Annotated in this window: 7 protein-coding genes; 1 reads left to right on the top strand and 6 read right to left on the bottom strand. The window is 42.2% G+C overall.

Features of this window, described 5'->3' with window-relative positions; all coding sequences use genetic code 11:
* Positions 1-43 precede the first annotated feature (43 nt).
* The 6 genes from F6K13_RS02520 to F6K13_RS02495 all read right to left on the bottom strand — a co-directional run bounded on the left by F6K13_RS02520 (position 44) and on the right by F6K13_RS02495 (position 12,603).
* Positions 44-208, bottom strand: a complete 165-nt coding sequence (locus F6K13_RS02520; protein WP_287286766.1) for a hypothetical protein — start codon at positions 206-208, stop codon at positions 44-46.
* Complete coding sequence (locus F6K13_RS02515) at positions 202-1,386, bottom strand: condensation domain-containing protein (RefSeq protein WP_124154322.1); 1,185 nt, start codon at positions 1,384-1,386, stop codon at positions 202-204. The genes F6K13_RS02520 and F6K13_RS02515 overlap by 7 nt, the downstream gene beginning before the upstream one ends.
* A gap of 26 nt (positions 1,387-1,412) precedes the next feature.
* Entirely contained in the window at positions 1,413-9,146 is a 7,734-nt protein-coding gene (locus F6K13_RS02510; RefSeq protein WP_287286765.1) for a polyketide synthase, read from the bottom strand.
* A gap of 275 nt (positions 9,147-9,421) precedes the next feature.
* Positions 9,422-10,066 carry a class I SAM-dependent methyltransferase gene (locus tag F6K13_RS02505; protein ID WP_124143169.1) on the bottom strand — a complete coding sequence of 215 codons (645 nt, stop codon included), beginning with the start codon at positions 10,064-10,066 and terminating at the stop codon, positions 9,422-9,424.
* Between the two features lie 831 nt (positions 10,067-10,897).
* Positions 10,898-12,094 carry a bifunctional 2-polyprenyl-6-hydroxyphenol methylase/3-demethylubiquinol 3-O-methyltransferase UbiG gene (locus F6K13_RS02500; protein ID WP_124143170.1) on the bottom strand — a complete coding sequence of 399 codons (1,197 nt, stop codon included), beginning with the start codon at positions 12,092-12,094 and terminating at the stop codon, positions 10,898-10,900.
* A gap of 374 nt (positions 12,095-12,468) precedes the next feature.
* Entirely contained in the window at positions 12,469-12,603 is a 135-nt protein-coding gene (locus F6K13_RS02495; RefSeq protein WP_287286764.1) for a hypothetical protein, read from the bottom strand.
* Positions 12,604-13,347: 744 nt separating this feature from the next.
* Here F6K13_RS02495 and F6K13_RS02490 point away from each other — a divergent pair.
* Positions 13,348-16,089 (top strand): phycobilisome rod-core linker polypeptide, encoded by a 2,742-nt coding sequence (locus F6K13_RS02490; protein WP_287286763.1) that lies wholly within the window; start codon positions 13,348-13,350, stop codon positions 16,087-16,089.
* The last annotated feature ends 178 nt before the right edge of the window (positions 16,090-16,267 follow it).

Below are 16,267 nucleotides of genomic sequence, written 5' to 3'. Positions count from 1 at the left end.
TTTTTGGGGTCGAAAAAAGTTCACCTATTTCAGTCTAAAACGCTCAAAAAGTTAGTATTTTAGGCTCATAGTTGGGCAGAAAAATCAAGGGACAATTCTTACTCCTATCTCTTCGCTCATTCCCCGTTCCTCCTGTCTTCCCCTCCTGGGAGGGGGAGGGGCGAGGGGTGGGTTGTCTTCTACCCCTACTAAAAGACTTTTTCAGCAAACCCGAAGTAGTTCTATGAAATTCATCAGAAATTCTTGCATTGTTTCTGTCTTGAAGCAATCTGTGTTGTAATCCAGATCAAAATGAAGGTGATCAAGTTCAGGGATGACATTAAGGCCCATTGCATATCGTGCGGAGGTTACTGGCTGAGAAATAATCTGAGTTTGCAGATCGACTAAATCAAGAGTCATCGGGATGTCAAGGTTAAAAGTAACTTGCATGAGGTTTTGCTGTTGTTCCTGGGGAAATTGGCCTAATATTCGGGCTAAGGGCACATTTTGATGCTTGAATGCTTTGCTAATGGCAGCTTTGGTTCGTTCTACTTGCTTGTTCCAGGTTAAGTTCTCATCAGTTTTCAGGTAGATGGGAATGAAATGTGAACAGTAGCCCACTAAATGTTCGGCCAGATGTGTTGGACGGCCACTCACAGAAATTCCAATCGTGATGGTATTTTGCTGGCAAAACTGGGTCATCTGGTAAGCATAAGCTCCCAGCAGTGTGTGAAATAGGGTGGCATTCCAGGCCATCGAACGTTGTTTAAGAGCAAATGTTAAGTCGGATGGTATCTGTATACTAATGCGATCGCCGTTGTAGGTTCGTTGTTCTGGAGCAGAGTAGTCCAGGGGTAAACGTAAAGGGGATACTGCCCTGAGATTTTCGCTCCAAAATAGTTCGGACTTCTTGAAGATATCGCTTTGGGTATCTTGGTTATACCATTGCAAATAGTCTGTGAATTGTTGAATTGGTGGAATATCTAGACAACCGGAATAAATCTTACTAATTTCCTCCAAAATCACAACCAGAGACCATCCATCGGAAACTAAATGATGAGTACAGATATTGAATGCGTATCTCTCTGGAGAAAGTTTGACAATTGTGGCCCGAATTAGAGGTCCTTGATAAAGATCGAATGGCTGTTGGCTTTCTGCTAAGAGCCACTGATTTAGGGCTTCATCTGGAGCATCTTCAGATGAATAATCTAGCAAAGGAATTTCAACATCCAGGAGTGGCCTAACAATTTGAGCAAATCCATCGGCAGCAATGGATGTTCTCAGAGCATCATGCCGATGGATGACAGTGTGAATCGCATTCCGTAACCGATCGATGGCCAGTTTTCCTGTCAGCTCAAACGTAATCGATTCATTATAGGCAGTCGAACCATGTTTATCCTGGGAAATTTGAAGTAGGCGTTGCTGTTCTTCCGTTAGGGGATAAGTGCGTTTTTTTTTTGAGCAACTGGTTTTTGCGAAGTTTGTGACGGGAAATACCCAACGGAACGCAACTCTTCAACACTTTCTTTAACCACGGTAATAATGCGATCGATATCCTGGTCAGTGTGAGCTGCGGAGAGAAAACAGACGCGACCTTCCCAAACATAAACCCCTTTGTGGATCAATAGGTAAAACAAGAGATCCATTTCAATGGGAAGGTACAGTTCACTAAACATACTTTGGAACTCAATTCTAAAAATCGACGCAAACTGATCGGCCCGCAGCATGAGTCCCTCAGTTTGAAAATAGTGATTCAAGGCTTGAGCAAGTCGGGCCGTAGAGTCATTCAATTTGGCTTGTAATGCTCCACCTTGCTCCTTGATATGGAGAAGAACTGCTTTGGCCGCTGACATGGCCAGAGGATGTTTGCAAAAAGTACCAGCAAAATAAGTGGGTTCCGTTTGGGGATACGATTGGTCTCCATAGTTCCAAGTGCCCCCGTCAATGCGATCCATATACCTAGCTTTTCCAGCTACGACCCCGATCGGCATCCCACCGCCAACCGCTTTTCCATAGGTTGCAAGATCGGCTTCAATCCCAAAATATTCCTGAGCACCACCAGGCGCGGCCCGGAATCCCAGAATCACTTCATCAAAGATCAGGGGAATATCTTCTGAGTGGGTCAGGGCACGTAGCTCATGCAAAAACTCCCTTGGCGCAAGACTAAGCAGTCTGCTTTGAACAGGTTCTACCAGCACAGCGGCCAGTTCATGTCGATGTTGTCGAATAACCTCTAGACTCTCTGCTTTGCCATAGTCCAGCACAATAACATCTTTCACCATATTAGGTGACGTTCCTGGGAACATAGGTTGGCCATAGGGTGTTCCATCAGTTTGTGCCGGAATGGCTAACGTACCATCAAAGTGACCATGATAAGCACCTTTAAACTTCACAATTTTATGCTTACCACAAGCCGCGCGAGCAATCCTTACTGCGGTCATCACAGCTTCAGTCCCAGAATTACAGAAAGTCACCCGTTCTTTCCCCGTGACCTCAGAGAATAGTTTGGCAACTTCTCCGGCCAATGGTGTTTGAGGACCCATTTGTACGCCAGTGGTTAGGGTGTAGCGAACCGGATTCATGATGAAATCTGGATTATGACCCAACAGATGAACCCCAAAGCCCATCGTAATATCAATGTATTCATTGCCATCAATATCCCAAATGTGGGAACCTTCGGCACGCTCTGCAACAATTGGGTAGAAAATCTCCTTCAGTTTGGGACGAAGGCCCCTAATTGATCGGCGATCTGCCAGGTAATTGCGATAGGCAGCGGCATTTTCTTTTGATCCCTTGGTGCGTTGGGAGTAGGCTTGGACCAAATTGTCGATGAATGCCTGTTGTTCAGCTGTTGGTGGTTTGCCGGCTTTGCCTTTTGCTCCCCAAAATGAGAATGGAGCAGGTGTCGATCCGATTTTTTCCGCTGGTTTTGGTTTAGTGGCCTCCACCGGCTTGGCAGGTTCCATTGGTTCCATTGCCTTAACCAGGGGTTGCTGTTGATGAGAAGGGGGACTCACGGGGACCACAGCCATGCTGGATTTCTCTTGAATAGCTTCCAGTTGTTTCGTCATCACCAGTAGTTGCTGCTGAACAATGCGCTCTAAGGCTGTCGAGGTGCCGTTTTCCACTGGTGCAAAAGAAACCGTTGGTTCCTGAGGGAGTTTAGTTTCAAGGGTAACAGTGGGTTCAGATGGTTGGGCAGGTTGGTGAAGAAGAGCTGCTCCATTGGCCGATGGGGTGACAACTGGTAGAGAAACCTTTTCTGGTGGGACTTTCTGACTTAAGAAGTCAATGAGTTGTTGAAGGTTGGTCAACTCATCCAGGAATTGGTGAATAGCTAGAGTAATGCCGTAGTCTTTTTCAATACGGGCAATAACATTTAATAAGGTGAGGGAATCTAGTCCTAGGCTGAGGAAAGATGTTTCACGATCGATGGCACTGCTGTCCATTCGCATCATAGTTGCAATCATTTCCGTCATTTCCCGTCCGATCCGCTCTGAAATAGCAGATGGTGAAGCAGTTCTAGAGGATTGTGTAGAAATCATAGTTGTTTCTGGCCAGTAACATTGACGTTGAAAAGCGTAGGTAGGTAGGGGGATTTTCCGTCGGTTTTCATTGACATGAAAAGCATTCCAATCTATAGAAATCCCACAGTTATAGAGACAAGCAAGGCTATCTAAAATATCACCATAACCCTTTTGCGGTCCTTCAAGAGTGGGAATCCAGTTCAGTTCTGGAAACTCTCGTTGTCCTAGACCACAGAGGATTGGTTTAGGTCCAATTTCCAGAAACATAGTTAGTCCAGAATCCACAATAGTTTTTAATCCATCATGAAAACGAACAGTTCCTCGAATATGGTCTGTCCAATAGGTGGCATCTAGGGTCCGATCTGCATCCAAAAGATCCCCTGTCAAGTTAGAAATGAAGGGGATTTGGGGTGGATGGAAGTCGAACTGGGAGGCAAATCGTTCAAAAGTATCCAGAATGGGGTCCATCAGTGAGGAATGAAACCCATGGGACACAACTAATTCTCTGTAGTTGATATGTTCTGCTTGTAGGTGCTGGATAATCTGTGTTAATGATTCCTGTTTACCTGAAATCACCACAGCTTTTGGCCCATTAATTGCAGCAATGGAAACATCTGTGTAGTCCTGTATGTAGCCCATAACCACATCCTGGGCAGCGAAAACACTGATCATGCTCCCTGACTCTGGGAGTTCCTGCATCAGGCGTCCACGTTCAGCCACCAGCATTAACCCTTCTTCCAACTGGAAAACCCCAGCCACCCATGCGGCTGCAAATTCACCCACACTATGACCAATCACCATGCTGGGTTGAATGCCCCAAGAAAGGAACAAGGCAGCAATGCCACATTCAAGAGCATAGAGTCCTGGTTGAGCAAATTCGGTTCTGTGGATCGAGGTGTCCTCGTCTTTTGCCAATAGAACATCTAGAAGAGAGTGCCCGCAATGGCCCAAAAATGCTGTTTCACAGCGATTTAATACATCTTTAAACACGGGTTCAGTTTCATACAATCTGCGGCCCATACCGGCAAATTGTGAACCTTGCCCTGTAAATAGGAATGCCAGTTTACCAGAAGCAGTGGTGCTGGATCGCAGGACAGGGTTGCGTTCCAGTTCCCGAATCATCTCACTACGATCGCTTGCCACATAGGCTGCTCGAACGTTGAAGTGCTTCCTACCTAAATGGGTTGTGTAGGCAGCATCGGGTAGGGAGATATCTGGATGTGTTTGGAAAAAGTGAGTATACTTAGCAGCCAGTTCGACGACGGCTTGCTCGGATTGGCCGGAAAGGGTAAGTAATACTCTAGGTCGGCTACTGGGTCTAGTTTGCGCCTTAACTGTTGGAGCTTCAGCAATGATGGTGTGGGCATTGGTGCCACCAATACCAAATGCAGAAACACCGGCAATACGGGGATTACCATCGGTCGTCCAAGGATTGAGTTGAGCGTTGACAAAGAAAGGAGTCTGTTCAAAATCAATTGCAGGATTAGGGGATTGGAAGTGGAGACTCGGTGGAATTTGTTGATTTTCCAGAGCCAGGACTGTTTTTATCAATCCGGCAACGCCAGCGGCTGAAATCAGGTGTCCAATATTGCTCTTTACCGAGCCGATGGCACAATAGGTACGCTGATCGGTCTGACTCCCAAATGCTTGGGTGAGTGCTCTAATTTCAATAGGATCTCCCAACTCCGTTGCCGTTCCGTGGGCTTCCACATAGGAAATAGATTCTGGTGAAACTCCGGCAACTCTCATGGCCTCAGCAATTACAGTAGCTTGCCCCTGTACTGACGGGGCTGTAAACCCAACCTTCTCGGCACCATCATTATTAATCGCTGAACCTTTGACCACAGCCCGAATTGGATCGCCATCTGCCAATGCTTGACTCAAGGGTTTGAGGACGACTACGCCGACCCCGCTGCCAAAAGTGGTGCCTTTAGCGTTGGCATCAAAGGGGCGACAATGGCCGTCTGGAGAGAAAATCATGCCTTCCTGGAACATATAGCCAGCTTGGTAGGGATGAACAACCGAAGTACCTCCAGCTAAGGCTAAATCGCAATCGCCGTTGCGGATGCTTTGGCACGCTAGGTGCAGGGCCACTAGCGATGTGGAACAGGCGGTTTGGACGTTGATACTGGGACCAGTTAGGTTTAATCGGTAGGAGACCCTGGTTGGTAGGTAATCCTTGTCGTTGCCAAGCATAACCTGAAAGTTGTCCACTGATGAAAAGAAGTCACCACTATGGGACAAAATCTGATGTAAGTAAGAGCTAATTCCGGCTCCAGCAAATAGACCGATGGTATCTGTGGTTTGAGTAGGAATAGTACCAGCACTTTCCAAAGCTTCCCAAGCACATTCCAAGAATAGCCGTTGTTGTGGGTCCATAATCTCGGCTTCAAATGGGGGAATACCAAAGAATCTGGCATCAAAATTCTGGATATCTTTCAGGATCGGGTTGGCTTTGACGTAATTTGGATTCTGTAATAATTCTCGCTCAACACCACTTTCCAGTAACTCTTCATCCGTAAATAATGTAATAGACTCGACCCCTTCCTGCAAGTTTTGCCAAAATGTTTCTGGATTATCTGCACCAGGAAACCGACAACTGAGTCCAATGATGGCAATATCTGTTTCTGCAACCTGACTTTTAGTAGATTGTTTGTTTAGAGCTTTTCTAAAATCTCGGTGGGGTTGTGTAGGGAAATTTTGCTCAGAATTCTTTTGAACTCGATCAGTTTCCTCAGAGAGATTTATATTTTTTTGATTTCGTAAATATCTCGCTTGGGCTTGAATTGTTGGGTATTGAAAGAGGTCAACTTGATCGATGACATTAGATCCTTCAAACCGCTCTTGAATTTTGGCATGGAGTAGGGTTAAAAGAATGGAACTTCCTCCTAGCTCAAAGAAGTTGTCTGTGATTCCTACTTCTTCAATTTGTAGTGTTTCAGCCCAAATCTCGACTAAAATATGTTCTTCATCTGTATTGGGTGGTTGAAAACGGTTTGTGAGTACTGGTCGTTTGATATCTGGTTCAGGAAGTTGCTTGCGATCTATCTTGCCATTGAGTGTTTGCGGAAAGGAGTCTAGAAATACAAATGCCTTTGGAATCATATAGTCGGGTAGAAATTCCCGCAAATGCTTCCGCAAGCGAGGCTCTATTTGTCGCCCTAAACTCAGTAGTATCGGACAATTAGCTATTTTATTGACCGAAGATACTGAGTTTGACTCTGGAAAAATCGGAGCTGTCTGGTTATCCTTGAGAAAAACAACATCAAATACCCCGTTTTCATCACTATTAGCCCAACTGATGTAAACGTGATAGTCATAGATTTCACCCAGAGCAAAACATTCTGCTGGTTTGATGGCGCTCTCATTATCTATTGGAACAATCAGGGAATTCTGAACCGCTGCCAAACCTAAGACCTTTGGTTGATGCTGAAGTGTTTGTGTTAGGCGAGTTTTAGTCCAGTTTTGTTGCGTCCAATTAACCCACTCGAATGTCTCAGTTGGACTGGAACCAATTGAAATCACCACATCATAGCGATAGCAGGTGAACTCGTTTTCAAAGTTTCCTGCTTTGGGCACGATCCGGACTTCGGAAATGGCTGGAATCGCTTTTTTCAAGGCTAAAAACCATTCCGGGCTAATGACTAGCTCTTCTTCTTTGCTCATGGACTGCTGTACTTGCTGGTCACTAACCGTTTCCGATGTCGCCTTTGCCAACAGTCGTTTGTGGAAGTGATTCAAGAGCAGAAGGTTACGAACATCCCCAATAAAAATAGAGCCATGGGAACAAAGCAATGGAATTAACTGTTTAATGACATTTTCCAAATAATCAATACTTGGGAAATATTGCACCACTGAATTCAGAATGATGGCATCGAAAGTTCCAGACTTCAGACTCGGTAGATTGTGGGCAGAACGATGGTGTAACTCTACCTTGGAGCCTAACTCTGAATTCTGGTTTAGCTGTTTTTGGATATAGGATATGGCTGCCTGAGAAATATCGGTTCCCACATAACGTCTGATATCTTGAGCAAGAGCAAAAAGCAGGATACCAGTTCCACAGCCAACTTCTAGCACCTGGGTGGGATTCAGTGATCGAATGCGCTCTAGGGTATTTTGACCCCATTCCCGCATTTCGGCTTCAGGCATCGGTTTACCAGTGAAGCTATTGTTGTAGCCACTGTAATTAAAGGTTGGATCGTAAACTGCCGATTCATCGCTGTGTGCTTTAGTCCAAACCTGTTCCCAAAGTGCAACCATGTCGGGTGTAGTGTGCAACTGAGGAACTACATAAGCTACCAATCTGGAGTCATCGGATCCATAGGATTTAACCGTAACTAGGGATTGCTGTACACCTTCAGATTCGTCAATATGGGCTTCGATTTCACCCGTTTCAATGCGAAATCCATTCACCTTCACTTGATGATCGATGCGACCCAGGAAATGTAATTGTCCAGACTCATCAATGCGACCCATATCACCAGTGCGATAAATGCGTTCGCCTGCGATTTCTGAATCCACAAACTTTTCTGCATTCAACTGGTGGCGGTCTTTATAACCCAAGGCTAAACCTTTGCCACCAATACCGATCTCGTTATTATCCAGAATGTAGATGCGAGTGTTGTGAATTGGGACTCCAATTGAGATTTTTGCATCTGTAATTGGAGCTAGGGTTGACCAAATTGTGGTTTCGGTTGGACCAAACATATTCCAAATTTCAGCACATTTGCCAATCATTCGTTTGGCTAATGCGGGTGGAAATGCTTCTCCTCCAACCAGGACTTTGAGGTTAGGATGTCCTTGCCAACCTAAATTGAGCATCATTTGCCAGGTTGTGGGTGTTGCCTGCATGATCGTGATATCACCACTTTCAGTAAGTTGATTCAGAATCTTGCCATTGCGTGCTTCCCTGCGGGTTAGCAAGCGAATACTCGCACCAGTAATTAAGGGGATATAGAGTTCTAGACCAGATATATCAAAGGAAATGGTAGTAAGAGCAAGTAGGCGATCGCTAGCCTTAATCCCTGGTGAAATCTGCATGGATAGTAAGAAGTTCACCAAGGCACTATGAGGTATCATAACCCCTTTTGGGTTCCCAGTGGAGCCAGATGTATAGATTAGATAAACAGGAGCTTGTGGTAAGGGAGTTTCCTCTGGCGAATCAATTGGTAGTGTGGTAAGTTGTTCATATAATGAATCTAACTGTAGAACTTCCACATTAAGCGTTGGAATCGCGGAGGCAAACTTTGTGGTTGATAAAATATACTGAATTCCAGCATCAGTTATCATAAACTTCAACCGTTCTGCTGGAAAGCTTGGATCTAGAGGAACATAAGTAGCTCCAGATTTCATAATCCCTAGCAATCCAATCACCATTTCAAAACTGTGATCCATGCAAATCCCCACAAATTGACCCGAACCTAATCCTCTAGATTGCAGGAAATGGGCTAGTTGATTCGATCGCGTTTTCAATTCTGAATAGCTTAGTTGATTGTTAGCTTGACATAGAGCTGTTGCCTGGGGTCTAAGTTCTGCTTGCCGATCAATTAGCTGTGAAGTGCTCTTAGTTTCCTCAGAGAGAAATGGGCCTGAAATACAAGGGATATCAGCCTCATTCAGGTTAGATGCAAATGTAGACATGGATGAGTCCTTTAGAAATTCTTTAGAATCAATGCAATGTAGTTAGGGTTTGCGCTCAAAAGTCTTTTAGTAGGGGCAGGAGACAGGAGACAGAAGAAATGGAAATTAGCGAGGAGGTAGGAGTAAGAATTGTCCCTTAATTTTTCTGCCCAAATCTTGACCAAAATCCGCTCCTAAATTGAACCATTACCACTTAAAACCTCGCACTTTTTGATACTTAAAAAGGCTAAAACCTTTATCTATAAAAACTTTTAGATTTAATCAGCAAGCCCTAGTTATTGAGTCACTTGATAAGCAAGGTAATAAACAAGAATTTTCTGGGCATATTCTGAATGTCCAGGAAGGTAAGCCATTGGCTGAGAGATGTATTTTTGCTGCCATAACCCTTGGGATTCCATAGAGTTATATTCTGTTCCGTGACCCCCGTCTTCAAATAAATCAACCCGCTGTGAAAAGATCACCCATCCCCCAGGACGGGTGACACGGCAAAATTCTTGTAAAGGGAAGTGATTTGGAAAATAGGTAAGAACTCCAATACAGTATGTAGCATCAAAGGTGTTGTCTGGCCATGAAAGCGGTTCCTGCAGGTTGGCTTTCACTAATTCACGATATACCTGGCGCTGAACCGCCTTATCCAGTGATTTTTGGGAGATGTCAACACCTATGATATTGGTAAAACCCTGATTGTAGAGAAATTCTCCAGTAAGGCCAGTACCACAACCAGCATCTAGAATCAAGTCTTCAAGTGAGAAAAACTGCTTGGCTAGCTCAACACCAATTCGAGGGCCTTCATACGCCCATTGCTTGATGAGATCGTCATAATCATCGGCTAAAAAGTCATAATCGGCCTCGACTTTTGAAGCATTTACAGGAGGTTTATGTGCCCAAGCAGAACTAATACTCTGAGGTTCTTGACTCATAGTTTTATCAATTTAGGTTAATTTTGAAAAAAAAAGTTTAAGTGATACCTAAAATTAGACATCACTTAGGTATGACTTACCTAAGAATCATTTATATTTTTTTATATTCTCTGTTGGGCATTGTTCAATAATTGATAATTAGGGTTTGCTGAAAAAGTCTTATGGGCAAGGGTAGGAGACAGGAGACAACTCACCCCTCGCCCCTCCCCCTCCGGTGGAGGGGAAGACAGGAGAAATGGGAATTAATTAGGAGGTAGGAGGAAGAATAACCAAGGGATTATTCTGCGCAACTATGAGCCTAAAATGCGCTCTTTTTTGAACCATTATGACCATTAAGCTTGGACTTTTTTTAACTAAAAAATGCGCTCAACCTTTATATTTCAGTGCTTTTAGATTTAATCAGCAAACCCTAATTACCTCTCCCTAAAAGCTATCCCTTACCCATAAGTCTTGAAACCCTTGTGGGGAGGAGGAGAGCAGCGGTGCGACCCCGCGTCGGCGACAGACCCAAGGGAACGCGCACCAAGAGAGGGAGCAGGGGAGAAAGGAGAAAAAATCATAGTAGCTAAGTAAAACTACTGAAGTTGTCAAAAAAAAGTCTTTTTACATACATTTTTTCTCCCGAAAAACCTGAACCAAGACTTATGCATAACTCGTCTATTTTGTCAAGTTTTCTGCTAAGTTAAAGATGTGGGTAAAGCATAGCCCTAAAAGGAAGAGGATTGAATAAAAGGAAAATTTTTTCTCTCTTGGTCGATTGGATATGGCGAGGAGACCTCGCCATCCCTCGACCGCTTGTTTCTCCTTTAAAGAAGAGACATTTTACCTTAATTATTCGGTAAGTAGAATCAAAAGTCTGGACTGAAGCGATCGCACAATTTCTAATTCCACTGGTATATTAGCTAATATTTCTCCTACTGTGGATGGGGATTGACTGTTTGAGTTAGTATCACAAGCTTGTAGAAATTCATATTCTTTCCTTGACAAATTTACCAATTTATATTCACCATCAAATATATTCTCACTAGGCCATCCCTGAATACAAGGACTTAATTCAGGTATTGCTGCTAATAGAAGGCGATCGTCAGACCAATCAATCTTGGGTAAAGGTGGCCTACCTAAGAAAAACTCGTAATGACTAATCTGAGGGTCTAATAATTCAATCAAACGATAACGTTCCCGATCGTCCAAATCAACAACTCTTTCCACTAACTCGGAAGATTTTCCGATAAGTCGTTCTATATTCCAGTATTCACGATTAGAAAATCCCAGAAACTTTAAACCAGATGCTTCTATCAACTCAAACAGAGTATCGATATTATAATCAATCTCTTGGGGATGGACATACATATCTGCAAAACACTCATCTCTTTTATTTTCAAAAGCCCATCTTTCCTGTTCATATTTGACAAGACGGTTATTCTCTGGTAGAGAAGCAAAAAGTTGACGTCCGATTTTTACTCCATCTTTGTAATTTCTAGGTTGATTGCCTTGAAGGATAGCGATCGCCTGTTGCATGAGTCTAATTTCCCAGCGACCCAACTCTGCATAAACAAAGATGTGCATAATTCCACCCGGAGCTAACTTCAAAGTAAGATTTTGAATACCTTTAATTGGATCGGGTAAATGATGTAGAACTCCTACACAATTAATAAAATCAAACTCTCCTTCTATTTGGCCTACATCATATATGCTGAGATGATGAAATTCTACTCGCGAAGCTCCCGAACGACTACACCGTTCCTTGGCCACTTGTAAAGCACCACTACTCAAATCAATTCCAACTACAGATGCTTGAGGATTAAGATGAACCAAATAATCTGTACTAGAACCAGTACCACAACCTGCATCTAAAATTCTAATATCTTGTTTTTGGGGTATTTGACCAGTGCAAAAACTGTAAGCTACTGGCCAACTCCAGCGCCAGTTATATCCAGGTGGTGCTTCATCTACTAAAGGGTCTGGTGGAAATGGAAAAGTATCGTACAGTCCCTCAACAGCAGAACTGATATCTAATTTATCCTTCATAATGAAATTGAATGTTCAAATGGGTCCAAAAAGCTCATGCGTATTAGCATTTTGGGCAGACAAGAGCAGAAAAATCAAGTAACAATTCTTTCCATTATCTCCTCTACAATTCCGATTTTTCCTAACTTCTGACTTCTAATACCATTTCTCTGTAACAATGCACTTAATAATTTTTGCTCAGACCTTATTACACTGACTATTCTCATCTTTATATTAAGCGCAGCTTCATAGAGAATTGGTATAACTCCTAAGTTCTAAACTTCTAACTTTTGACTTTTGGCTTTTGACTTCAAACTTTTAACTCCTAACTTTTGACTTCTAACTTTTAACTCCTAACTTTTGACTTCAAACTTTTAACTCCTAACTTTTGACTTCTAACTTTTAACTCCTAACTTTTGACTTTTAACTCCTAACTTTTGACTTCTAACTTTTGACTTTTGACTTCTAAGCTTCTGACTTCTGACTCCTGACTTCTGACTCCTACTCTTGCCAAAAGACTTTTTCAGCAAACTCTACTTAACAAAAATTATTATTTTTTCTAAGATAAATGACCATAAATCTATAAAATAAAATTCTGTAAGGTTTTTAACAAACACGGGTAATTAGCCTAAAATATTTTACCTTTGAAACAAAGTAAGGAAAAGCTAGAACATAAAAATAGCAAAAATACTTACTTTCTTTATGCCTCAATATTTCTATATGGTTAGTGTTAGACAACTTAAGGTTAAATAACTAAGCCAAGATTAGAAATAAAACAGGTACATTGGGCTAGGCAATACTTAATATAAATTCAGCCTAGTTTTTAAGGATATTCAGTTAGAATATCTGCAAAAATAAGGTATAGGTTTCTAATGCTGATGTGAGAAACATCTGAACGAAAAATTTTGATGTAAAGCTACAGTAGTTTATCTGTGGAAATTCAGCAAGTATGGTGTTAAGAAAAATAACTATGCTTTCAGCAATAATCCAGAGGTAAGCAGAGAAAGTAGCTTAAATAAGATATAAACTTTGAGGTGGGGCATCGCCTTAAGTATCAATTAAGTTGCTGATGAAAGTCAATAAAACACAGATAGTAAAGAATATTTTCTAGTCTGTGGAAACCAGCTTTTACAGTAGGGAAAATCTTCATTGCAACTTCAGAAAAACCCATACTTACTCTCTAGAGAAAATGTCTGGGAAATGTCATAAAAATTCAAGCTAACAGTCTGAATAGAAGCTGTAAAAACTTCAAAATAGGGAGCAATAATAATCGAATGACTGTCAAAGCAAGTGGTGGAAGCTCAGTTGCACGTCCGCAACTATATCAAACTGTACCAGTATCAACTATTTCTCAAGCGGAACAACAAGACCGCTTTTTAGGAAAAGGAGAACTAGATGAACTAGCAACTTTTTTTAGTTCAGGAGCAAAACGTTTAGAAATTGCTCAGATACTGACTAATAATTCAGAAAGAATTGTTTCTGTTGCTGCCAATACTATTTTTACTGGTGGTTCGCCTTTAGCCTTTTTAGAAAAGCCAGATGAAGAAGAAATGGCCATGAGTGCTGTTACGGCTGCAACAACATCAGTTTCTGAAGGCATGAAGCTAGGTACTGTTACTTATGTAGAGAACAAGAAAGGAAACAACCCATTGCAGGGTATACGCTCGCTGTTCACTAATTTAGGAGCTAGTAGTGCTGGCCCTGTACCTGCCGGTTTTAGGCCAATTAGTGTGTCTCGGTATGGTCCAGTTAATATGACCAAATCCTTGCGGGATTTATCTTGGTTCTTACGCTATATTACTTACGCTATTGTGGCGGGAGACCCTAATATTATCTCAGTCAACGTTCGTGGTTTAAGAGAAATCATTGAGAATGCCTGTTCCTCTGCAGCTACAATTGTAGCTATCCAACAGATGCGACAAGCTTCGATTAGATATTTTCAAGACCAGGAAGCAAGGGAAATTGTTGCGCAATACTTTGATGTCCTTTTAACTGAATTCCGTGGCTCAACACCCTCTAATAAGCAACGCCGGGGTCAAAGTTCAGACCAACAAGGTTTAGCACTACCACAAATTTACTTTAATGCTGCTGAAAAGCGACAAAAATTTGTGATGAAACCTGGTTTGTCTAATTTTGAGAAACAGGATGTCATTAAAGCTGCTTATCGCCAGGTATTTGAGAGGGATATTTTCCGAGCTTATAGTCTGAATATTTCCTACCTGGAATCTCAGGCCAAGAATTGCGAAATCTCCATGAAAGAGTTTATCCGTCGTTTGGGTAAATCTCCTTTGTACCGGAAACAGTTTTATGAGGGTTTTGTCAATAGTCGTGTTGTAGAATTGGCAGCTCGTCACTTTTTGGGTAGGGGTTTGAGTTCGCCCCAAGAGTTCAGCAAATACTTTAACATTGTTACCAAAGGTGGTTTGTCCGCTTTGGTAGATGCCATGGTGGACTCTCAAGAATACTCGGATTATTTTGGCGAAGAGACAGTACCATATCTCCGTGGTCTAGGCCAAGAGGCTCAGGAATGTCGTAACTGGGGACCACAAATCGATCTGTTTAACTTCAGTGCCCCTTTCCGCAAAGTACCTCAATTTGTTACCTTATTTGCTGACTACAATCAGCCCTTGCCAGACCAACACGTTTATGGTAGGGGTAACGATCCATTAGAAATCCAGTTTGGGGCAATCTTCCCGAAAGAAACCCGTAGTCCCAAAAATCGTCCTGCACCTTTTGGCAAAGATACTCGCCGGATTCTAATTCATCAGGGTGCTGGTATTGATAGCCAAATTAGTAACCCTGGTGCAAGAGCTAAAAATCCTGGTTCTCTTGGTCCAAAGGTTTTCAAACTTGACCAACTGCCTGGAGGTTATGTTAGTAGTGGTTTCAGTAACTCTGGTGGCAGCAACGGTGCTAGCATTAAGTTCTCTGAAAGTTCTACTCAAAAAATTATTACAGCCGCTTATCGTCAGGTATTCGGTCGTGATGTTTACGATGGTCAGCGTCTAAAGAGTGCTGAGAACAAACTAGAAAATGGTGATATCACTATTCGCGAGTTCATTCGTGCTTTAGCGAAGTCTGATACTTTCCGTAATATGTACTGGAGTTCTTTGTATGTGTGCAAAGCTATTGAGTACATTCATCGGCGGTTGTTAGGTCGTCCGACTTATGGACGTAAGGAAATTAATTCTTACTTCGATATTTGTGCCAAGAAGGGTTTCTATGCTCTAGTAGATGCAATCATCGATAGTCAAGAATACAATGAATCTTTTGGAGAAGATACTATTCCTTATGAACGTTATCTAACTCCTGGTGGTTTGTCATTACGAAATACAAGAGTTGGCAGTATTGGTGACAAAAATCTACAAGTTGAGAAAGAAGTTACGCCAAGATTTGTGGAGTTGGGTACTCCTGCCGAAATGCGCACTGAACCTGATATTGAGTTCCGGGTTGGTCAAGGTGTTAACAAGCAACGGGAGCAGTCTAAGGTATTTAAGTTGACAAGTACCCAAGATAAGCAACAGGTGAAATTGATTATTGCTGCTGCTTATCGTCAGATTTTTGAACGCGATATCGATCCTTACATTGTTAAGAGTGAGTTCTCTTCCTTAGAAAGTAAGTTAGGCAATGATGAAATCAACCTCAAGGAATTTATTGAAGGGTTAGGTTGTTCTAAACTTTATGTTAAGGAGTTTTATACACCCTATCCTAATACTAAGGTAATTGAACTTGGTACTAAACATTTCTTAGGACGTGCTCCTCGCAATCAAGTTGAGATTCGTAAGTATAATCAGATTCTGGCAACTTTGGGTATTAAAGGTTTTATCAACGCTATGGTGAATAGTGCTGAGTATATTGAGATGTTTGGGGAGGATACTGTTCCTTATCGTCGCTTCCCGACTCTACCTGCTGCTAATTTCCCGAATACTGAAAAACTGTATAACCAGTTAACTAAGCAAAATGATGATTTGGTTATACCGAGTTTTGAACCTGTAGCTATAGCTGACCGCAGTTAAACCAGTAATTATTTTTCTGAGGTTTTAAATTGCATTTATCCTCTGCTATAGATTTTTTATAGCAGGGGATTTTTTATAGTAGAAGGAAGAGGGAAAAGGGAAGGAAAAAAGGGAAATAATATTAGAGAGGCAGGTAATAATGTACTAAGTCAGATTTGGTGATACGTTAAATTATTCA

This window comes from Okeania sp. SIO2B9, from assembly GCF_010672505.1.
GTDB classification, from domain to species: domain Bacteria; phylum Cyanobacteriota; class Cyanobacteriia; order Cyanobacteriales; family Microcoleaceae; genus Okeania; species Okeania hirsuta.
The sequence above is the reverse complement of the archived record's forward strand: the minus strand, read 5'-3'. Positions and strand labels throughout refer to the sequence as shown.